Origin of the sequence: Kosakonia pseudosacchari (assembly GCF_900184035.1) — a bacterium.
Classification (GTDB): Bacteria; Pseudomonadota; Gammaproteobacteria; order Enterobacterales; family Enterobacteriaceae; genus Kosakonia; species Kosakonia pseudosacchari.
On record NZ_FXWP01000025.1, the window covers coordinates 193,173 to 211,575 of the forward strand.

Sequence of the window (18,403 nt, forward strand, 5' to 3'; positions counted from 1 at the left end):
TGTTAGCGCCGGTGTCCTCTGCGCACTGGCAATGCCTTCCCATGCTTTCGCGGCATTACCAGTGATTGCGCGTAAACAGCGGCTTATTTTTTTTCTGGCGGCGTATAGCCTTCAATGTGCACATCTTTGCCTTCAAACAGGAAATTAACCATCTCCTCTTCCAGCAATTTACGGTGCTCGGTGTTCATCATGTTGAGTTTTTTCTCGTTGATCAGCATGGTTTGCTTATGCTGCCACTGCTTCCAGGCCTCTTTCGAGATCTCGTTGTAAATGCGTTTTCCGAGTTCGCCCGGATAGAGCTGGAAGTCTTGTCCTTCCGCTTCGCGTTGCAGGAAGGTACAAAAAATAGTTCTGCTCATTAAATAATCCTCTTTGCTTGCGCGCCTAACGGACTTCGGCGCGTAATTGCTGTATCAGGCGTTCCACGGGAGCCGCCAGACCGACGGATGGCGGTTGCGCTAAGTTATACCAAAGACCTGCGCCCTCATCCATGCAAGACGAGAACGAGGACACGCCAAGCCACATAGGCACAATATCCAGATGGAAATGGCTAAATGTATGGCGAAACGCCACAAGTTGGCTGAGATTATCAGCGCTAATCTTCCTCTGCGCCAGCCAGGCACGCAGGCTGGCCTCATCGCTGAACTGTGGGAAGCAGAATAACCCGCCCCACAGCCCACTTGGTGGGCGCTGCTCAAGATAAACCTCGCCTTCGTGCTGCATCAGCAGAAAATACCCGGTGCGTTCTGGCAGCGTCTGTTTCGGTTTTTTCCCCGGATAATGCGCCCAGGTGCCGGAAGCATAAGCTTCACAGCCCGTTTGCAGCGGGCAGAGTTCACATTTCGGTTTCGAACGGGTGCAAACCATCGCGCCGAGATCCATCATCGCCTGGTTAAAGCGCTCGACGCCTTGAGCCGGGGTGACGTCTGTGCTGATCTCCCACAAACGCTTTTCCACCTCTTTTTTACCCGGCCAACCGCCAACCGCGTAGCAACGCGCCAGCACGCGCTTTACGTTGCCATCAAGAATTGGAAAATGTTTGCCCAGCGACAAAGAGAGAATTGCGCCAGCGGTCGAGCGGCCAACGCCCGGCAAGGCTGCGACCTCCTCGAACGTTTCCGGAAATCGCCCCGCGTGCTGGTTTGCGACCCGCTGTGCGGCTTTATGCAAGTTGCGGGCGCGGGCGTAATAACCCAGCCCGGTCCATAAATGCAGCACTTCATCCAGCGGCGCGTTCGCCAGATCGGTCACTGTTGGAAAACGCGCCATAAAGCGCTGGAAGTAGGGGATTACGGTTGTCACTTGCGTTTGTTGCAGCATCACTTCCGATAGCCATACTTTGTAAGGCGTTTTTTCAATTTGCCAGGGCAGGGTTTTTCGCCCGTATTTGTCGTACCAGCCCAGCACCTGGGCTGAAAATTGAGACGCTTGCATGGTCACCAGAATCACGTAATCAGGGGCGAAGATTGCAGCACAGAGGCGATGAGCTGTAAACCGGAACTTTCCGGTGCTTGCATCGGGCGATGAACTTTGGATAATGCCCGTTTCCTGAACACTCTCACAAGCAGATCACTTTATGAATAACGACGTCATTTCACCGGAATTTGATGAAAACGGCCGCCCGTTGCGCCGCATTCGCAGCTTTGTCCGTCGCCAGGGCCGCCTGACAAAAGGGCAGCAACACGCGCTGGATAATTACTGGCCGGTGATGGGCGTTGAGTTCACAGAACAGCCGCTTGATTTCACCGCGCTGTTTGGCCGCACTTCCCCGGTTACGCTGGAGATTGGTTTTGGCATGGGCGCTTCGCTGGTTGAAATGGCGAAAACGCGACCGGATCAGGATTTCCTCGGCATTGAAGTGCACTCGCCGGGCGTTGGCGCTTGCCTCTCCTCCGCTCATGAAGAGGGCGTGGAAAATCTGCGCGTAATGTGCCACGACGCGGTGGAAGTGTTGCACAAGATGATTCCTGACAATTCTTTGAACATGGTGCAGCTCTTTTTCCCTGACCCGTGGCACAAAGCGCGTCATAATAAACGCCGCATCGTTCAGGTACCCTTTGCTGAACTGGTGAAAAGCAAGCTCAAGCTGGGCGGCGTGTTTCATATGGCGACAGACTGGGAAGCCTACGCACAGCATATGCTGGAAGTGATGACGTCCATCGACGGTTACAAAAACCTGTCGGCGACCAACGACTTTGTGCCGCGTCCAGTGTCGCGCCCGGTAACCAAATTTGAACAGCGTGGCCATCGTCTTGGTCACGGTGTATGGGACTTAATGTTCGAGAGGGTGAAATAATGGCAACAAACCGCAGCCGTCGTTTGCGTAAAAAAATGCACATCGATGAATTTCAGGAACTGGGTTTTTCTGTTGCATGGCGCTTCCCGGAAGGCACCAGCGAAGAGCAGATTGATAAAACGGTTGATGACTTTATTCAGGAAGTGATTGAGCCGAACAAGCTGGCGTTTGACGGTAGCGGTTATCTGGCGTGGGATGGTCTGATCTGCCTGCAAGAGATTGGCAAATGTACTGAAGAGCATCAGGCTATCGTGCGTAAATGGCTTGAAGAACACCAGGTGACCGAGGTGCGCGTCAGCGAACTTTTCGACGTTTGGTGGGACTAACTAAAGCATAAGGGGCCAGCATTTGCTGGCCCGTTTTGTCTCTACAGGAGTTTATATGATGCGCAAAACGCTACTGGCGGCGGCTCTAACGCTTACAGCATTCGCGGCTCAGGCCGACTATCAATGTAGCGTCACGCCGCGTGACGATGTGATCATCAACCCGCAAACCGTGCAGGTGAAAGGGGAGAACGGCAATCTGGTTATCACACCGGATGGCAATGTGATGTTCAACGGCAAACAACCGACACTTACCGCCGCTCAGCGCGAGCAGGCGAAAGATTACCAGGCAGAACTGCGCAGCGCGCTGCCGTGGATTGATAATGGTGCGCGCAGCCGCGTGGAGAAAAACCGCATCGCGCTGGATAAAATCATCGTTAAAGAGGTCGGTGAAAGCAGCAGCATGCGTAATCGCCTGACCAGGCTTGATGCGCAATTAAAAGAGCAGATGAATCGCATTATTGAGCATCGTAGCGATGGTCTGACCTTCCACTATAAAGCGATTGAGCAAGTCCGCGCGGACGGCCAGCAACTGGTGAACCAGGCGATGGGCGGTATTCTGCAGGACAGCATTAATGAAATGGGCGCGAAAGCCGTGCTGAAAAGCGGCGGCAACCCATTACAAAACGTCTTAGGCAGCCTTGGCGGTCTGCAAACCGCTATCCAGAACGAATGGAAAAACCAGGAAGCGGATTTTCAGCAGTTCGGGAAAGATGTCTGTAAGCGAGTAGTGACGCTGGAAGAGAGCCGTAAAGCCTTAACCGCTCAGTTGAAGTAATGCCACGACACAGCCTTCTCTTTTAAGGGATGGCTGTGTGTTTATATATTCAATTACTCTTTATTATTTCTTAATTATATACAGATAATCCTTATTTCTTTTTCCCTTAATTATAGACAGGTAATCCTTGTCTCTTTTTTCTAACTCACTGTAATTTTTAATATAAATAAAAAAATTAGGTGGTCAATTAAAATAAAATCTGCGGAACTACAGAGCCTGGTGGGTTTTGGATAAATAGCGGCAATTTCAGTACCTTAATAGATGTTTGATTTGCTTACGGGAGGTCCCTGTTGATGTTAATATCGTAGCTTCAAATCATGGACTCGATTTTTATGAAAATAATCTTATGTCATCATTAAATACCAAACCTGAACAAGCTCCTTCTTTTTATGAGAATCATCCTGTTCCCTTTAAAACGAATGAAATTGACCTGCTAAGTTTGGCAGGTATTTTATGGAAAGGTAAAGTTTTCATTATCGCGACGGTACTGTTGTTTGCTGTTGCTGGGTTTTTGATTGCCGCATTATTGCCACAGAAATGGACCAGTCAGGCAGAGGTGACTGCGGCAGAAAAAATCCAGTGGACGGAATTACAGAAAACGCTGGTTGCGCTGCAAGTGCTTGGTGTAAAAGTACCTGTTGATGCTAATGAGATATTTAATCTTTTCCTGAAAAAATTTAATTCTCAGTCTTTGAAAGAAGAGTTTCTTGCCTCCTCTCCACTGGTTTTGGGGAAATTACAAGATCAGAATGTTGATCAACACGAATTGCGCCGCGCCGTCGTGTTGTTGTCTGAAAAAATCAAAGCCGTTAATAGTATCAAACCGGGCAGTGTTGACACTTCGCCCTACGCTTTATGGTCGCTGAGTTTCACTGCACCGAGCGCGCCGGAAGCGCAGCAGGTGCTCCAAAACTATATCGACTATGTGTCAGCGCAGGTGGTGAAAGAGACGCTGGATACCCTGCGTAGTGACGTCGAAGTACGTAAAAATTACGAGAAAAACCTGCTGGAGATGGATCGGGTGCGTATCACTACGAAACATGATGCCAAAATCAAGCGCCTGAATTACTCACTGGAAGTTGCCAATGCAGCTGGAATCAAGCGCCCGGTCTACAGTAATGGACAATCCGTACAAGATGATCCTGATTTTTCTATCGCGCTGGGTGCGGATGGGATCGCAGAAAAGCTGAGAATTGAAAAGTCGCTCAAAGATGTAACTGAGTTAAACGCGGAATTCCAGAATCGGGAATATACATTGTCGGAGCTGGAAAAGGTGAACATCAAAGATATTGAGTTTTCCCCTATCAAATACCAGCTGACACCCTCCCTTCCAATGAAAAAAGATGGTGCGGGCAAGGCGTTAATTCTGGTATTGGCGGCAATGATCGGCGGGATTATTTCGTGTGGTATTGTGCTGCTGCGCCACGCAATACGTCAGCGTAATATACTGTAGCGACTGATTATTCCCTGGCTGGCTGTTCAAATAACCGAACAGCCAGCGTCTGAATTATTCGGCAAGAAATAGTTCCAGCAGGGAATTAAGAAATAACTTACCGTGTTCTGTTATCTGCCAGTTCTCTTCACTTTCCGTCAAATAATTCAGCTTCAGTGCTTCCTCAATTTGCGGACGAATAGCGCGTTCATCCAGTCCGGTATAGCGTGAAAATTCTGCTCGCGGCGCGGGTTCCAGCAGGCGAAAACGGTTCATAAAGAACTCAAACGGTTTATCTTGCGCCTCCACATCGTGCTGCTTTTCCAGGTAATTACCCTGCATATAACCGCGTGGATGGCGGGTTTTTGCCGTACGCAGAATACGCCCATCCGGAAACGTCACTTTCCCGTGAGCGCCACAACCAATCCCCAGATAGTCGCCAAAACGCCAGTAGTTAAGATTGTGCTGGCACTGGTAACCGGGCTTCGCGTAAGCCGAGGTTTCATATTGCTGATACCCGGCGGCGGTCAGGATCTGGTGTCCCTGTTCGAAGATATCCCAGAGCGCATCGTCGTCTGGCAGCACCGGAGGCCGTGAGCCAAACAGCGTATTGGGTTCAATGGTGAGCTGGTACCACGACAAATGCGGCGGGTTGAGCGCAATCGCCTGTCGCAAGTCATCCAGCGCTTCTTCCAGCGACTGATCCGGCAACCCGTGCATTAAATCAAGGTTAAAGCTGCGTAGCCCCAGCCCGCTCGCCAGGTGCGCGGCGCGTTTGGCTTCCTGCGGACCGTGAATACGCCCAAGGCGCTGTAACTTCGTTTCGCTAAAACTTTGTACGCCAATAGAAATGCGGTTCACGCCGGCTCGTTGATACTCGACAAAGCGGTCGGCCTCTACGGTGCCGGGGTTGGCCTCCATGGTGATTTCCGCATCAGGCGCGAGCGGCAAACGCGCACGCACGCCATCCAGCAACGTTTGCATTGCCGGGCCAGAGAGCAGGCTCGGCGTACCGCCACCAATAAAAATGGTCTTTATTTCACGTCCCTGCGCCCAGGCGACATCAGCATCGAGATCGTTAAGCAAATGCTGAACATAGTCATCGTGTGGCACTTCGCCCTTCAATGCGTGGGAATTGAAATCGCAGTACGGGCATTTCTGCACGCACCACGGAATATGTATATAAAGGCTCAGAGGCGGCAAATCAGCCATTACGCAGTGCTTCCAGTAGCAGTTTCAACGCTTGTCCACGGTGGGAGATCGCGCTTTTTTCTTCGCGCGTCAGTTCCGCCGCGGTTTTGCCCTCAGCAGGGACAAAGAAAATCGGATCGTAGCCAAAACCGCCATTACCCGCAGCCTGCCGCGTGATCACGCCTGACCAGCTGCCGTGGCACACCAGTGGGGTCGGGTCATCCGCATGACGCATATAGACCAGTACGCAGTGGAATTGCGCTTTGCGCTCAGCGTCCGGCACATCTTTTAGCGCGTCGAGCAGCTTTTCCAGGTTTTGCTGGTCGCTGGCATCAACCCCAGAATAACGGGCCGAATAAATCCCCGGCGCACCGCCGAGGGCATCGACAGCCAGGCCGGAATCATCGGCAATGGCAGGAAGTCCAGTGACCTGGGATACGTGGCGCGCTTTGAGGATGGCGTTTTCAATAAACGTCAGGCCAGTCTCTTCTGCAGACTCCACGCCCAACTCAGTTTGTGCGACAACATCAAAGCCAAAATCATTCAGCAGCGAGGCCAGCTCGCGCACTTTACCGGCATTACCGGTAGCGAGGACAACTTTTTGCATAGCGGATCCTAATGTATCAGCGCCGCGACTTCCGTCGGGATCTGTTGCGGATGTGAGATTTTAATCTGTTTGTGGCGGCCCAGTTCGCCTTTTTCAATCACGACCTGGTTTTTTGCCACGCGGAACTGCTTAGCGAGGAATTTTACCAGGTGCGCATTGGCCTGGCCGTCCACTGGCGGGGCGGTGATGGCGACTTTTAGCTCGTCGCCATGCAGCCCGATAATGGCGTCACGGCTGGCTTTGGGCTGAATATACAGCCGCAACACCAGCCCGTCTTCACAGGTAACAACGGCACTCATAGTGCCATCCACAGCCCCGGCAGCAGAATATCGCCGGTAGATTGCAGCACTTCCGCAATCCCCATATTCAGAACGTACAGCAGCAGCACCAGAATCATCGGTGAAAAATCGATACCGCCCATGGCCGGCAGCAGACTGCGGATCGGCCGCAGCAGCGGTTCGGTCAGCTGCATGAGCACATATTCCACCGGGCTGCGTCCCTGGCTCACCCAACTCATGATGGCCATTACCAGCAGTACCCAGAAAATCATCAAGCCGATGGTTTTCAGTAAAATCAGCAGGGCGGAAATCCAGATGATCGGCTGGAAGGTGATCACCATAAAAATCAGTATCGCTTTAATAAACGACAGCACAAAAGCTATCAGCAGCGAAGCGCTATCCAGCGGTCCCATTGCGGGCAACACGCGGCGCAGCGGTCCGACAATCGGCTGCGTGGCTTTGACCACGAACTGCGAAAACGGGTTGTAAAAATCGCAGCGTGCCCACTGCATCCAGACACGTAACAGCAGAACCATTGTGTAGAGTTCAATCACTGTCGAGAGCAGGAAAGTCAACGTCTTCATGGCGTTCCTCAGTTTTCCTTAATTTTTCGTGTAATCGCGCGCACCAAAAATGGCCGTACCAATGCGCACCATCGTGCTTCCCGCCGCAATGGCGGCGGTCATATCGTCGGACATGCCCAATGACAGGGTATCCACCGTCGGATAGCGTGTTTTTAACGCTTCAAATGCTACAGCCATTTGCCGTGCCACGGCAAACTGGCGTTCGTAATCTGCTTGCGGCGCGGGTATCGCCATCAATCCTCGCAGACAAACGCCGGGTAGCTCGGCCACCTGAGCGGCCAGCGCATCCAGCTCGTTGAGCGCAATCCCGGATTTGCTCTGCTCATCGCTGATGTTGATTTGGATAAGCACATTCAGCGGCGCTAACGTTGCCGGGCGCTGTTCGCTTAAACGGCTGGCAATGCGCAGCCTGTCTATCGTGTGGCACCAGTCGAAGTTCTCCGCCACCAGACGGCTTTTGTTGGACTGTAGCGGGCCAATAAAGTGCCATTGCAGACCCTGAACGCCCAGTTGTCGGAAGTGGTTAATTTTATCCACCCCTTCCTGAACATAGTTTTCGCCAAAAGCATGTTGCCCGGCATTGATCGCTTCTGCGACAGCGCTCGCAGGTTTGGTTTTGCTCACTGCAAGCAGCGTCACTTCTTCTGAAGCCCGGCCGCAGCGTGTTGCGGCGGCTGAGATTTTGTCCCGGACCTGTGCCAGGTTATGCGCAATATCGTTCATGATTCCAGGATGGCTATATGGATATAGAAGAAATAGTGGCGCTTAGTGTAAAGCATAATGTCTCGGATCTACACCTGTGCAGTGGCTCAGTGCCGCGCTGGCGGCAGCAAGGACGGCTGGAACCCGCGCCGTTTGAAATAACCGATCTCGCCGGGCTGATTGAACAGCATCTGAATACTGCTCAGCAGCGTCTGTGGCGAGAGCGGGGGCAGGTGGATTTTGCCCTGACGACAGCCGCAGGACACAGGCTGCGGGCCGGTGCCTTTACGCGTCACGGTGGCGTTTCGCTGGCGTTACGCTTGCTGCCGCAAAGCTGTCCATTGCTGAGTGAACTGGATGCGCCCGTATCGCTGAGTGAATTGCTTGGGCGGGAAAACGGCCTGATCCTGGTGACGGGCGCAACTGGCAGCGGCAAATCCACCACAATGGCGGCCATGGTGGATTACCTGAATCAACATAACGATGGTCATATTCTCACGCTGGAAGATCCGATCGAGTTTGTTCACACCAGCAATCGCTGCTTAATTCAGCAGCGGGAAGTCGGTCTGCATTGCCTGTCATTTGCTGACGGCCTGCGCGCGGCGCTGCGTGAGGATCCGGATGTGATCCTGCTCGGCGAGCTGCGCGACAGCGAAACCATTCGCCTGGCGCTGACCGCCGCTGAAACCGGGCATCTGGTGCTGGCGACGCTGCATACGCGCGGTGCGGCACAAGCGGTAGAGCGGCTGGTCGATAGCTTTCCGGCGCAAGAAAAAGATCCTGTGCGCAGCCAGCTGGCGGGGAGCCTGCAGGCGGTACTGGCGCAAAAACTTGAGGCGGACAAGCGAGGAGGGCGAGTGGCGTTATTCGAGTTGCTGATTAACTCTCCGGCGGTGGCGAGCCTGATCCGCGAAGGCAAAACGCACCAGTTGCCCGGCGTGATGCAAACCGGGCAACAGGCGGGAATGCAAACGTTCGCACAAAGCCACCAACAGCGTGTGCTGCAAGGCTGGCTTTAGCGGATGTTTAGCGAGTAAACCGCAGGCAGCGCGCCTGCCGTTTTCAGGATCTCCAGCCTGACGCTGCGTACCGTCAGCGGCACTGCAAGGCTATGCTGGCACACCGAGTGGTGATTGTTTTCCACGTCAGCCAGAAGCCGTTCGTCGGCCCAAAGGCGGTAGTGCGTGATGCTGTGTGGCGTTACGGCATAGTGATGACCCATCTGGACTGACTCCATCGCGTTATCGAAGTCGTTGTCCTGTACCAGCGTTAAATGCTGCAACGTTTGCGGCTCCGCCCAGCGCCAGATGATTTCCGGCGCGACATCGTCAGCGGCGGGTGTCCATGCATTGATTTGCTGCTCCGGACGCAAGCGGCCATTTAATACATTCTGCGCACACCAGGCATTCAGTGGCTGGCTGAAACGCAGGGCAGGGAAGATCTGCTGCGGGTGACGGCGCGGTAGCCAGAAATCGAACTCGTCGACGCCATAATCGCCGTCTGCGACCTGGCGGGTGTGTTTTGCCACGCGGGCGTTAAGGCTGTTAAAGACCGTCATAATGCCTGGCAGGAGGGTACTCGTGAGCGCAATTTCGATACCTTCCTGCGCGTCGAAAGCGACAAACACGTACTGGTCGCGATCGCTTTGCCAGTTGAAAGCCAGGGTGTACTCGGCTTCACCGGAGACCTGAAGTACGCTTTCGTCGTATTGATAGTCTGGGGTGAAGTTCCCGGCGCGTGCGCTGCCAAGCAGTGAAACCGCCAGTGGTTGCGGTGTTGATGCCCGTAAACGCAGCGTCATCTCGGGTAGTTGCGCACCCGCGCGCACTGGTAACAGTAACGCCATGCGTTCCGAAAGCGGCTGCCAGGTGCCGTTGGGTTTCAGCTCGCTCAGTTGGTATTCGCTGCTGGCGCTGACGGTGGCGCCAGCAGCCGGGTCGTTCAGCCACTGACGTGGGATATAGCAGCCAGTGGCCTGTAAATGCTGCTGCAAAGTGCTGATATGCTCTCGCTGCGCCAGTTCACGCGGCAGCAGGTTAAGGGCTTTACATTGCGCCGCAGCGCGCCCGACAACTTCGCCCAATAGACCGCAGGTACACATTACGCGAGCGCTGCCGAAGGCGACATGCGAGGCGGAGATGAGCCGCCCGGTAAGCAATAAGTTATCGAGTGAGCGGCTGTAAAGGCTGCGAAACGGAATGGTGTAGGTGCCTTTGCTGTGAAACTGTCGGCAGCCGTCGTGAGTGCTGTAAACGCCATCAGCCGGGTGCAAATCTATCGACCAACCGCCATAACCCACGGCGTCGTAATGATCGCGTTGCTCAATAATGTCCTGCTGGCACAGCATATGATCGCCAAGGAACCGGCGGCTTTCACGCTTGCCGGGGATCGCACCAACCCATTCGATAGTCATATTGGCGGCTTCAGGGAATTCGCCAGAGTTTTTTATATGATCCCAGACGCCCCAGACAATTCTCCACAGTTCCCATTTGATCTCTTCACTTTCGTGCACGGTATCAAGGCGGCCTCCCCACTCCAGCCACCACAAATCGCAGCCGTTCAGCGTTGACGTCAGGCGCTTGTAGCGCGGAATGGTGGTGATATCTTGCAGGGCGAAAGAGGGGGGAACAAAGTTTACCGGCCCGGCGGTTTGCTTAGTGTAGAAATAGATGGAGTGGCCCAGCTTGTGACCAAAATTGTCACCGGGTGCCATTTTTTCGCCCAGCTCTTCAGCTTCTTCCGCGCCTTCACGGTATTCTGCACCGGCCAGAAAACCGAGCACGCCGTCGCCGGTGGCATCGCAGAACTGCGTGGCGCTTATGGTGTAAAAAGTCTCGTTAATCGGGTTGAAGGCTTTTACCCCAGTGAGGGCATTTTCCGTTTTTTCGACCTCAAAGACGGCGGTATTGAGCAGCAATGTCAGCCCAGGCTGGCTTTTGGCAAGATCCAGCAACACCAGGTCGAACATTACCGGATTTCCCTCTTTGTTCCGCCAGAGGTTCTCTTCCATGATTTCGCCCATGATGCCGCCTTCGCGCGCCCAGCGGTTATTATTGCCCATATGTGAGGTTGCGCCGTTGGCCCACAGACGCACTTCGCTGGAGGCATTTCCGCCTAGCACTGGTCTGTCCTGGACGAGCACCACTTGCAAGCCGTCTCGCGCTGCCGCCAGCGCGGCACAAAGCCCTGCCAGCCCGCCGCCCGCAACTAGCAGATCGGCGTGCAGTTGCTGCGTTGGAAATGTTCTGGCATCGGTTTGAGGAAAGATTTTCATAACCTTGTTTCCTTCTTTACTGGCGGTAGAATCGTTTTTTCGAGCAACCTGAAAAGTGAACCTGCAATGTCTTCACAACCCAATCAAAGCCTGATCGATGGCATTCGCTGCCTGCAATATCTGGTTTCCAGCGATCGCGCCATTGGCTGTCGCGAACTGGCGCGCCTGATGGGCATTAACACAACCCGTGTAAACCGGTTGTTGATGACCATGGCGTCTATTGGCCTGACGATGCAGGATGCACAGCGTCGCTATCTGCCTGGTCCCGGAATCCATGCGCTGGCGGCGCAGGCCATCCGTGGTTCAGCACTCTTCTCCCAGGCGCTGCCGCTACTGGAAAGCCATGCCCCGAAAGATATCGTGGTGGCGATGGGGGTGCTCTGGGAGGATCAGGTGATCTATATCTATCACTCCAGCCCCGGTAGTCAGGTCAGCCAGGCGCTGGCTGGTTTTCATATGCTTCCGGCCTGGCAGTCCGTCATCGGCATGGCGTTACTGGCGGCAGAAAGTGATGAAACCCTGCAACAGCGCTTTAGCGAAGAGCAGTGGCTGCTGCTTGGCCCGCATGTCGCCCGGCAGCGTGAGCACGGTCACGTGGTCTGGCACCATGACGACGGTGAAGTCTCGATGGCAAAACCGCTTGGCGCACACTCCGCCGCACTCGCCTTTGCCGGAATGTGGCACGTTGACGACACGGTCGTAGAAACACGGCTACAGGCACTTCACGCGCTGGTTGAACGCCTGACGGAAAAATCCTGACGCTGGCTAATGCTAATATGTTTCTTTTATAGAAACACGCAATGAAATGCAAAAAGCACAGCCGGAAACTGTGAGAACGATCGGCAGAAAGCCGCGAACAGGTCGCGGCTTTCGTCGGGTCAGTAAGGGGGAGAGCTGCTGGTCGGGGCAGGTTCAGAAATGTTGTTCGAAGTAGCTCTCAAGGATGATGACGGCGGAAGCGGAATCGACACTTCCCTTGTCGAGCGCGCGAAAACCGCCGCGTTCGAACAGCCCGGCGCGGGCTTCTACGGTGCTTAAGCGCTCATCATGCAGCGTCACCTGCACGCCAAAACGGCCATGAACTTTGTTGGCAAAGTTACGGGCACGAGCGGTAAGTGGTTGCTCGGTGCCGTCCATATTCAACGGCAAACCCACAATCACAGACTCGGGCTGCCACTCTTTTAACAGCTTTTCGATAAGCTTCCAGTCCGGCGTGCCGTCCTGCGCTTTCAGCGCGCTGAGTGGGCGAGCCGTACCCGTGATGCGCTGCCCGATGGCAACGCCAATGCTTTTGGTGCCGAAATCAAAGGCTAACAGGGTTCCGCTCATCAGGCGTGTCCCGCCACGCCAGGCATGGTAGAGATATCAATACCGATAAGTTTGGCCGCTTCACGCCAGCGATCGGCGATCGGCGTTTTAAACAGAATGTTGAGATCCGCAGGCGCAGTGAGCCAGGCGTTATCAAGGATCTCCTCCTCGAGCTGCCCTTTCTCCCACGAGGCATAGCCCAGCGCAACCAGCACTTCGCTCGGTTGCTCTGCCGTGCCAAGGGTCTCCAGCACATCGCGCGAGGTGGTGATGACGGTGTTATCTGACACGCGGATGCTCGACGAGAATGCCGCCGGTGGCGTGTGCAGAATAAAACCGCGATCTTCGGCCAACGGGCCGCCAAGCAGCACCGGTTTATCCAGGCGGATTGCCGGATCGCGTTCTGTGGGCTGGATTTTGAGTTTTTCCAGAACACCTTCCACTTTCAGGTTTTCCAGCGGCTTATTAATAATCAGCCCCATCGCACCTTCATCGTTGTACTCGCAAATGTAAACCACGGAGCGACGAAAGAGAGGATCCTGAAGAGCAGGCATGGCAATAAGAAAGTGATGCTGTAAATTCATTGTCAGAGGTTCTGTTTCCTGGTTCAAAAAAGCGACAGCTTAGTATGGGGGGAAAGCGGAGTGCTGTCACTAGCCAAAGCTGGCGAGGGGCGGGATCCGTCCCGCACCCTTGATATGACAGTTATTTTCCGAGGCGTTTCTCGATAGCGTCCATCAACATACCGGTAATGGAGATCGGGAATTCCGCTTCGATTTCGCGAATGCAGGTTGGGCTGGTGACGTTAATTTCGGTCAGGCGATCGCCGATAATATCCAGGCCGACAAAGATCAACCCTTTGGCTTTCAGCACCGGCGCGACTTTACGCGCGATGGCCCAGTCGCTTTCGCTTAACGGGCGCGGTTCGCCGCGTCCACCTGCGGCGAGGTTTCCTCGAGTTTCACCGCCCTGTGGAATGCGTGCCAGGCAGTAAGGCACCGGTTCGCCATCAACGACCAGCACACGTTTGTCGCCATCTTTGATGGCGGGCAGGTAGTTCTGCGCCATGCAGTAGCGGCTACCCAGCTCGGTCAGCGTTTCAGCGATAACCGAGAGGTTTGGATCGCCCTCTTTAACGCGGAAAATTGAAGTGCCGCCCATGCCGTCCAACGGCTTAAGAATGATGTCGGTGTGCTTTTGCCAGAAGGCTTTCAGTTGCGCTTTGTTGCGCGTAACCAACGTTTCCGGGGTTAGTTCCGGGAACCAGGCGGTAAACAGCTTTTCGTTGCAGTCGCGCAGGCTCTGCGGTTTGTTCACGATCAGCGTGCCTTTTTCTTCCGCGCGTTCAAGGATGTACGTCGCATAAATATATTCGGTATCGAATGGTGGATCTTTACGCATCAGGATGGTGTCCAGCTCAGCGAGAGCCATATCCTGTTCGCTGCCGAATTCATACCATTTGTCGTAATTATGTTCGACGGACAAGGTGCGGGTACGGGCGCGAGCTTCACCGTTAATCAGATAAAGATCCGCCATCTCCATATAGTGCAGCTCATAGCCGCGGCGCTGAGCTTCCAGCAGCATGGCGAAGCTGGAGTCTTTTTTGATATTGATGTCCGCGATGGGATCCATCACGATGCCGAGCTTGATCATTCTGCTTCTCCTTTCAACCCAGGTCGCCGAAGCGCACCTGAAGCGCGGTGATGGCGGTAAGCGCCGTAGTCTCTGTGCGTAGCACACGGGGGCCTAACAAAATATCGGTGAACTGATAGCGCGCGGTCATCGCAATCTCGTCGGCGGATAACCCACCCTCCGGGCCAATCAGTAAGCGCACGCGTTCAACGGGCAGCGGCAGCGTATTGATGCTCTGGCTGGCGCGCGGGTGCAGGTTTAGCTTTAAGCCTGCTTCCTCTTCGGCGCACCAGGCTTCGAGATCCATGGCCGGGCGAATTTCCGGCACCCGATTGCGACCGCACTGTTCACAAGCGGCAATGGCGATTTTTTGCCACTGCTGAAGCTTCTTATTCAGACGTTCAGCATCCAGTTTAACCCCGCAGCGCTCAGAAAAAAGTGGCGTAATGAGGCTTACCCCAAGCTCAATCGATTTCTGGATAGTGAATTCCATTTTTTCACCACGCGACATCACCTGGCCCAGGTGAATATGAAGCGGCGATTCACGATCGTCCACTTCACTGCCAAGGATTTTCACCACCACGCTTTTTTTATCGGCGCGGACAATTTCGGCCTCAAAAACCTGATTAGAGCCGTCGAAAAGCTGAATGGCCTGGCCTGGTCCCATACGCAGCACGCGTCCGACATGGTTGGCGGCATCGTCGCTGAGGGCAATCTCATGGCCTGGCTGGATTAGTTCTGGGTGGTGGATGCGGGGAATGCGCATGGTATTTCGAATCCGCTTAGGTTGCAGCCCCGGCCGGGATTGACGGACGGGGCGGGCTTTAACAAATGCCGCTAGTGTAGGTTAGCTCTTTCGCGCCATGCAAGCGCGCTGCACGTAAGGGTTATGGTTGCCCTGCACATTGGCGATGCGCTCATCACGTTTGCACTCCCAGTCTGTGACCGGATAAAGCTTGTCCCAGGCGGTGAAAAGCTGGGTTTGCTGGCGGGAAAGGTTGAGTTGATACTGGTCGCGCATATAGAAATAGGTACGCGCAATTGCGCCACGCGCGCGAACAGGCGGTTCAGCGAGCTTCGCTTTGAAATCAATTTTCATGCCGCACTGACCGTACTGACTTTCGCCGCCGTTCCATTGACCGTACATAAAGTTGCCGCGATCGCCGTTTACCTCGCCGACAGCGGGTTGCAGGTTGTGCATATCGCTTTCGATTTTGCGGTACACCGGATCTTTGGCGCAGTTTTTACGCCCGCCATCCTGCCAGCACTGGCGCAGATGGCCGAACTGCCAGGCGGGCATAACATGCTCCCATTCGACCCGGCTGGCGCGGTTTTCGTTTTTACGCACCTGGTAGCCGCAAGACGCGAGGTCGATAACCCCTTTTTTACCCTGCCAGTTGATTTTACAGCCGCAGTAGAAATCGCCCGGCACATCGGCGTTAACTTTGACGCCCGCCGCTTTGGCCTGGGCAAAACTGTTGATGCCGTCCGCTGCGAAGGCGGGAACAGCAATCAGCGCGAAGAAGAGTGAGATAAAACGAAACATGGCGAACTCCCTGTCAAAACGAGTTCGCAACGTAGCGGAAGCTGTTGCCTGATGCAATCAGTTCGCGCGGAAAACTTCTTAATGGATTCAGTTACTCGCGCCAGCAGCTAGTGGCTCGCCGCAGTGTACGCAGCGGTAAACCGCCTCACCGCGCAGCACGCGATTGTGGCGTCGCACCGTTAACTGGTGCTGCTGACATTTGCAATGGTATGGGAAAGTATTGGATCGCACAGATTCCAGTTCGAACTGATGGGTGCGGCGAGCGGGCACACCGAGCACGCTCTCCATCATCCACTTCCACTCTTTGCCGTGCGGTGCGACACGACCAAAGTGCTTCCACACCAGCAAATGCGCCAGTTCGTGAGGAACCACCTCTTCAATAAACGCCTGCTGGTTTTCGAGCAGCAGAACGGGATTCAGCCGGATTTCGTAATCGGCCAGCCAGGCGGTGCCTGCCGCCGTGCCGCGCTGCTGATAGACCAGTTTCGGTTCCGGGTAGTTACGTCCCAGTTTCAGGTTCGCTTGCGCGAGTTTATCCCGCAGGCTGCGCATCACGGCTTGCTGAAGGGCGATTGGGAGACGGGGTGTTTTCATAAGTGCAGAGAATAGGTGGGGTGGGGCAGGAGTGCAACAGGCAAAAAGTAAAGGCTTCCTCCGCAGAGGAAGCCTTGAAGGTTAGTTGTGGGAGCCAATTTCGCGCAGCGGACGGCCACGCATCAGGTTACGCTCAATGTGCTCGAGCGAAACATGTTTGGTTTCCGGCACCAGCCACAGTGTCAGCACGATGAACAGGACGTTCAGGCCGCCGTAAACCCAGAAGGTGTTGGCGTTGCCCAGCGTGTTGAGCATGGTCAGGAACGTTGCCCCGACAATCATGTTGGCAATCCAGTTGGTGGCGGTGGAGCAGGTGATACCAAAGTCGCGGCCTTTCAGCGGCTGGATTTCGGAACATAGTACCCAAATCAACGGACCGGCGCTCATGGCGAAGCCAACAATAAACATCAGCAGCATGGCGACAGCAAAGTATTGTGCCGACGGCGAATGGATACCCAGATGCAACATCGTGCCGAGGATGCCCATGCCCGCTGCCATGACCAAAAAGCCCAGTACCAACGTCGGCTTACGTCCCCAACGATCCACCAGACCGATGGCGATAAAGGTCGCCAGAACGTTAGTCAGACCCACGATCACCGTGCCCCACATCTGCTCGGTGGTATTGGTGTAGCCCGCCAGTTCAAAGATCTTTGGAGCGTAATACATGATGACGTTCATCCCGGTGAACTGCTGCATTACCTGTAATAATACGCCCAGGAACACCGCGCGGCGGAAGTTGCTGTTCTCTTTGAACAGTGCCCAACCGGTCTGTTTTACCTGCAGGCTTTCGCGGATCTCTTCCAGCTCGTTTTTCGCTTCGGCGCTGGTATCGCGCAGGCGCAACAACACCCGTTCGGCATCATGGAAGCGGCGCTTGGCGGCAAACCAGCGCGGGCTATCCGGCAGGAAGAACACGCCAATCAGCAACAAAATCGCCGGAATGATGATGACGCCCAGCATCCAGCGCCATGCGCCGCTGTAGCTGAACGCGGTGTCTGAGAGATAAGCGCCCAGAATCCCAATAGTGATCATCAACTGATACATGGAAATCATGCTGCCGCGAATTTTTTCCGGCGCGATTTCAGAGAGATAGAGTGGCGCAGTATAAGAGGCAATACCAACCGCCAGACCGAGCAGTACGCGGGAAATAATCAGCACTTCCACGTTTGGCGCGGCCGCAGAACAGAGCGAACCGATGACAAACAAGATAGCGCCAATCATCAGGCTTTTTTTACGCCCAAGGCGCCAGGAGAGCCAGCCGCTGCCGACGGCGCCAACAGCGGCACCGAACATCATTGAACTGACCACCCACTCCTGCGTGTGTGCGCTAATCTGAAAATCTTTGGTGATAAAGGGCAACGCACCCGCGATTACCCCAATATCCAGGCCAAAAAGCAGTCCTGCCAGTGCAGCGAGGAAGCAAACAAAGAAGGTCATTGCCTTGTTTGAATACCCCTGTTTTTTATTGTCAGGCATTATGCCCTCCATTCATGTCATTGGTTTTTTCGATGTAAAAGGTAGGCCACTCATCGGTAAAAATACGTGATTTACATCACATGAGTGTAATCGGTTACATTGCAATAAGGCCGTCAATGTAAATAAAAGTGTTAATTATTATAGAATTGTTGGGCGATAAAGGAGAGGGGACGCGATGAGTTTCAGACTAAACCGAAACGGAATGTAACAACCATGTTGTGTTCGTTTTTCAAAAGGAAAAGTCTGAAAAATCAGCGAAGCGCAGCGGTGTAATCGCTTTCAGATAAATGCGGTGCGGGATAAGTGAGTATAGGCGCTGGAAAAAATCGCGGCGAAATGAACAGGTGTAAAAAATAAAAAGGCCAGCACAAGGCTGGCCTGA

The 18,403-nt window shown here is 54.2% G+C and carries 21 protein-coding genes; 6 read left to right on the forward strand and 15 right to left on the reverse strand.

Annotated elements, in window-relative coordinates; all coding sequences use genetic code 11:
• Positions 1–83: 83 nt before the first annotated feature.
• Both BN2591_RS19475 and mutY read right to left on the reverse strand, forming a co-directional pair.
• Positions 84–359, reverse strand: a complete 276-nt coding sequence (locus BN2591_RS19475; protein ID WP_017457565.1) for an oxidative damage protection protein — start codon at positions 357–359, stop codon at positions 84–86.
• Between the two features lie 25 nt (positions 360–384).
• Positions 385–1,434 (reverse strand): A/G-specific adenine glycosylase, encoded by a 1,050-nt coding sequence (gene mutY, locus BN2591_RS19480; protein WP_086873487.1) that lies wholly within the window; start codon positions 1,432–1,434, stop codon positions 385–387.
• Positions 1,435–1,576: 142 nt separating this feature from the next.
• Between mutY and trmB the strand changes: the two genes are divergently transcribed.
• From trmB to wzz(fepE), 4 genes are all read left to right on the forward strand, one after another.
• The gene (gene trmB / locus BN2591_RS19485) at positions 1,577–2,296 is read left to right on the forward strand and encodes a tRNA (guanosine(46)-N7)-methyltransferase TrmB (RefSeq protein ID WP_086873488.1); all 720 of its coding nucleotides are present in this window, start codon (positions 1,577–1,579) and stop codon (positions 2,294–2,296) included.
• The gene (locus BN2591_RS19490; protein WP_086873489.1) at positions 2,296–2,622 is read left to right on the forward strand and encodes a YggL family protein; all 327 of its coding nucleotides are present in this window, start codon (positions 2,296–2,298) and stop codon (positions 2,620–2,622) included. Before trmB ends, BN2591_RS19490 begins: the two co-directional genes overlap by 1 nt.
• 55 nt (positions 2,623–2,677) lie before the next feature.
• Positions 2,678–3,397, forward strand: a complete 720-nt coding sequence (locus tag BN2591_RS19495) for a YggN family protein (protein WP_086873490.1) — start codon at positions 2,678–2,680, stop codon at positions 3,395–3,397.
• Positions 3,398–3,743: 346 nt separating this feature from the next.
• Positions 3,744–4,850, forward strand: coding sequence for an LPS O-antigen length regulator Wzz(fepE) (gene wzz(fepE), locus BN2591_RS19500; protein ID WP_086873491.1), 1,107 nt, complete (start codon positions 3,744–3,746; stop codon positions 4,848–4,850).
• A 54-nt stretch (positions 4,851–4,904) separates the two neighbouring features.
• On the opposite strand, the gene hemW is transcribed toward wzz(fepE), so the two are convergent.
• Genes hemW through BN2591_RS19525 form a run of 5 tightly spaced genes read right to left on the reverse strand, consistent with a single transcriptional unit; the run spans position 4,905 to position 8,212 of the window.
• Positions 4,905–6,041 carry a radical SAM family heme chaperone HemW gene (gene hemW, locus BN2591_RS19505; RefSeq protein WP_086873492.1) on the reverse strand — a complete coding sequence of 379 codons (1,137 nt, stop codon included), beginning with the start codon at positions 6,039–6,041 and terminating at the stop codon, positions 4,905–4,907.
• The gene (locus BN2591_RS19510) at positions 6,034–6,627 is read right to left on the reverse strand and encodes an XTP/dITP diphosphatase (RefSeq protein WP_086873493.1); all 594 of its coding nucleotides are present in this window, start codon (positions 6,625–6,627) and stop codon (positions 6,034–6,036) included. The genes hemW and BN2591_RS19510 overlap by 8 nt, the downstream gene beginning before the upstream one ends.
• Before the next feature lie 8 nt (positions 6,628–6,635).
• A complete protein-coding gene (gene yggU / locus BN2591_RS19515) occupies positions 6,636–6,926 on the reverse strand; it encodes a DUF167 family protein YggU (RefSeq protein WP_017457573.1) in 291 nt (96 codons plus the stop codon).
• Positions 6,923–7,489, reverse strand: a complete 567-nt coding sequence (locus BN2591_RS19520; protein ID WP_086873494.1) for a YggT family protein — start codon at positions 7,487–7,489, stop codon at positions 6,923–6,925. The genes yggU and BN2591_RS19520 overlap by 4 nt, the downstream gene beginning before the upstream one ends.
• Before the next feature lie 18 nt (positions 7,490–7,507).
• Complete coding sequence (locus BN2591_RS19525; RefSeq protein WP_086873495.1) at positions 7,508–8,212, reverse strand: YggS family pyridoxal phosphate-dependent enzyme; 705 nt, start codon at positions 8,210–8,212, stop codon at positions 7,508–7,510.
• Between the two features lie 17 nt (positions 8,213–8,229).
• On the opposite strand from BN2591_RS19525, the gene BN2591_RS19530 reads away from it, so the two are divergent.
• Positions 8,230–9,210, forward strand: a complete 981-nt coding sequence (locus tag BN2591_RS19530) for a type IV pilus twitching motility protein PilT (protein ID WP_086873496.1) — start codon at positions 8,230–8,232, stop codon at positions 9,208–9,210.
• Here the strand turns inward: BN2591_RS19530 and BN2591_RS19535 are convergent.
• A complete protein-coding gene (locus BN2591_RS19535) occupies positions 9,207–11,465 on the reverse strand; it encodes an FAD-dependent oxidoreductase (RefSeq protein WP_086873497.1) in 2,259 nt (752 codons plus the stop codon). The two genes, BN2591_RS19530 and BN2591_RS19535, sit on opposite strands and share 4 nt — an antisense overlap.
• Positions 11,466–11,531: 66 nt before the next feature.
• On the opposite strand from BN2591_RS19535, the gene BN2591_RS19540 reads away from it, so the two are divergent.
• On the forward strand, positions 11,532–12,224 hold the full coding sequence (locus tag BN2591_RS19540) for an IclR family transcriptional regulator (protein ID WP_086873498.1): 693 nt from the start codon (positions 11,532–11,534) through the stop codon (positions 12,222–12,224).
• A 153-nt stretch (positions 12,225–12,377) separates the two neighbouring features.
• Here BN2591_RS19540 and ruvX read toward each other — a convergent pair whose 3' ends face one another.
• The 7 genes from ruvX to BN2591_RS19575 form a co-directional block, all read right to left on the reverse strand.
• Complete coding sequence (gene ruvX, locus BN2591_RS19545; protein WP_017457579.1) at positions 12,378–12,794, reverse strand: Holliday junction resolvase RuvX; 417 nt, start codon at positions 12,792–12,794, stop codon at positions 12,378–12,380.
• On the reverse strand, positions 12,794–13,357 hold the full coding sequence (locus BN2591_RS19550) for a YqgE/AlgH family protein (protein WP_017457580.1): 564 nt from the start codon (positions 13,355–13,357) through the stop codon (positions 12,794–12,796). The genes ruvX and BN2591_RS19550 overlap by 1 nt, the downstream gene beginning before the upstream one ends.
• 121 nt (positions 13,358–13,478) lie before the next feature.
• A complete protein-coding gene (gene gshB, locus BN2591_RS19555) occupies positions 13,479–14,426 on the reverse strand; it encodes a glutathione synthase (protein WP_086873499.1) in 948 nt (315 codons plus the stop codon).
• 13 nt (positions 14,427–14,439) lie between these two features.
• Complete coding sequence (gene rsmE, locus BN2591_RS19560; RefSeq protein ID WP_086873500.1) at positions 14,440–15,171, reverse strand: 16S rRNA (uracil(1498)-N(3))-methyltransferase; 732 nt, start codon at positions 15,169–15,171, stop codon at positions 14,440–14,442.
• 81 nt (positions 15,172–15,252) lie between these two features.
• The gene (gene endA / locus BN2591_RS19565) at positions 15,253–15,951 is read right to left on the reverse strand and encodes a deoxyribonuclease I (protein WP_086873501.1); all 699 of its coding nucleotides are present in this window, start codon (positions 15,949–15,951) and stop codon (positions 15,253–15,255) included.
• 87 nt (positions 15,952–16,038) lie between these two features.
• The gene (locus BN2591_RS19570) at positions 16,039–16,545 is read right to left on the reverse strand and encodes a SprT family zinc-dependent metalloprotease (protein WP_086873502.1); all 507 of its coding nucleotides are present in this window, start codon (positions 16,543–16,545) and stop codon (positions 16,039–16,041) included.
• An 81-nt stretch (positions 16,546–16,626) separates the two neighbouring features.
• Positions 16,627–18,021 (reverse strand): sugar porter family MFS transporter, encoded by a 1,395-nt coding sequence (locus BN2591_RS19575; RefSeq protein WP_020455160.1) that lies wholly within the window; start codon positions 18,019–18,021, stop codon positions 16,627–16,629.
• Positions 18,022–18,403 lie beyond the last annotated feature (382 nt).

What these genes read in the sequence shown, in the direction of transcription:
- BN2591_RS19475 (WP_017457565.1), bottom strand. Translation starts at nt 359, where the DNA reads ATGAGCAGAACTATTTTTTGTACCTTCCTGCAACGCGAAGCGGAAGGA.
- mutY (WP_086873487.1), bottom strand. Translation starts at nt 1,434, where the DNA reads ATGCAAGCGTCTCAATTTTCAGCCCAGGTGCTGGGCTGGTACGACAAA.
- trmB (WP_086873488.1), top strand. Translation starts at nt 1,577, where the DNA reads ATGAATAACGACGTCATTTCACCGGAATTTGATGAAAACGGCCGCCCG.
- BN2591_RS19490 (WP_086873489.1), top strand. Translation starts at nt 2,296, where the DNA reads ATGGCAACAAACCGCAGCCGTCGTTTGCGTAAAAAAATGCACATCGAT.
- BN2591_RS19495 (WP_086873490.1), top strand. Translation starts at nt 2,678, where the DNA reads ATGATGCGCAAAACGCTACTGGCGGCGGCTCTAACGCTTACAGCATTC.
- hemW (WP_086873492.1), bottom strand. Translation starts at nt 6,041, where the DNA reads ATGGCTGATTTGCCGCCTCTGAGCCTTTATATACATATTCCGTGGTGC.
- BN2591_RS19510 (WP_086873493.1), bottom strand. Translation starts at nt 6,627, where the DNA reads ATGCAAAAAGTTGTCCTCGCTACCGGTAATGCCGGTAAAGTGCGCGAG.
- yggU (WP_017457573.1), bottom strand. Translation starts at nt 6,926, where the DNA reads ATGAGTGCCGTTGTTACCTGTGAAGACGGGCTGGTGTTGCGGCTGTAT.
- BN2591_RS19520 (WP_086873494.1), bottom strand. Translation starts at nt 7,489, where the DNA reads ATGAAGACGTTGACTTTCCTGCTCTCGACAGTGATTGAACTCTACACA.
- BN2591_RS19525 (WP_086873495.1), bottom strand. Translation starts at nt 8,212, where the DNA reads ATGAACGATATTGCGCATAACCTGGCACAGGTCCGGGACAAAATCTCA.
- BN2591_RS19530 (WP_086873496.1), top strand. Translation starts at nt 8,230, where the DNA reads ATGGATATAGAAGAAATAGTGGCGCTTAGTGTAAAGCATAATGTCTCG.
- BN2591_RS19535 (WP_086873497.1), bottom strand. Translation starts at nt 11,465, where the DNA reads ATGAAAATCTTTCCTCAAACCGATGCCAGAACATTTCCAACGCAGCAA.
- BN2591_RS19540 (WP_086873498.1), top strand. Translation starts at nt 11,532, where the DNA reads ATGTCTTCACAACCCAATCAAAGCCTGATCGATGGCATTCGCTGCCTG.
- ruvX (WP_017457579.1), bottom strand. Translation starts at nt 12,794, where the DNA reads ATGAGCGGAACCCTGTTAGCCTTTGATTTCGGCACCAAAAGCATTGGC.
- BN2591_RS19550 (WP_017457580.1), bottom strand. Translation starts at nt 13,357, where the DNA reads ATGAATTTACAGCATCACTTTCTTATTGCCATGCCTGCTCTTCAGGAT.
- gshB (WP_086873499.1), bottom strand. Translation starts at nt 14,426, where the DNA reads ATGATCAAGCTCGGCATCGTGATGGATCCCATCGCGGACATCAATATC.
- rsmE (WP_086873500.1), bottom strand. Translation starts at nt 15,171, where the DNA reads ATGCGCATTCCCCGCATCCACCACCCAGAACTAATCCAGCCAGGCCAT.
- endA (WP_086873501.1), bottom strand. Translation starts at nt 15,951, where the DNA reads ATGTTTCGTTTTATCTCACTCTTCTTCGCGCTGATTGCTGTTCCCGCC.
- BN2591_RS19570 (WP_086873502.1), bottom strand. Translation starts at nt 16,545, where the DNA reads ATGAAAACACCCCGTCTCCCAATCGCCCTTCAGCAAGCCGTGATGCGC.
- BN2591_RS19575 (WP_020455160.1), bottom strand. Translation starts at nt 18,021, where the DNA reads ATGCCTGACAATAAAAAACAGGGGTATTCAAACAAGGCAATGACCTTC.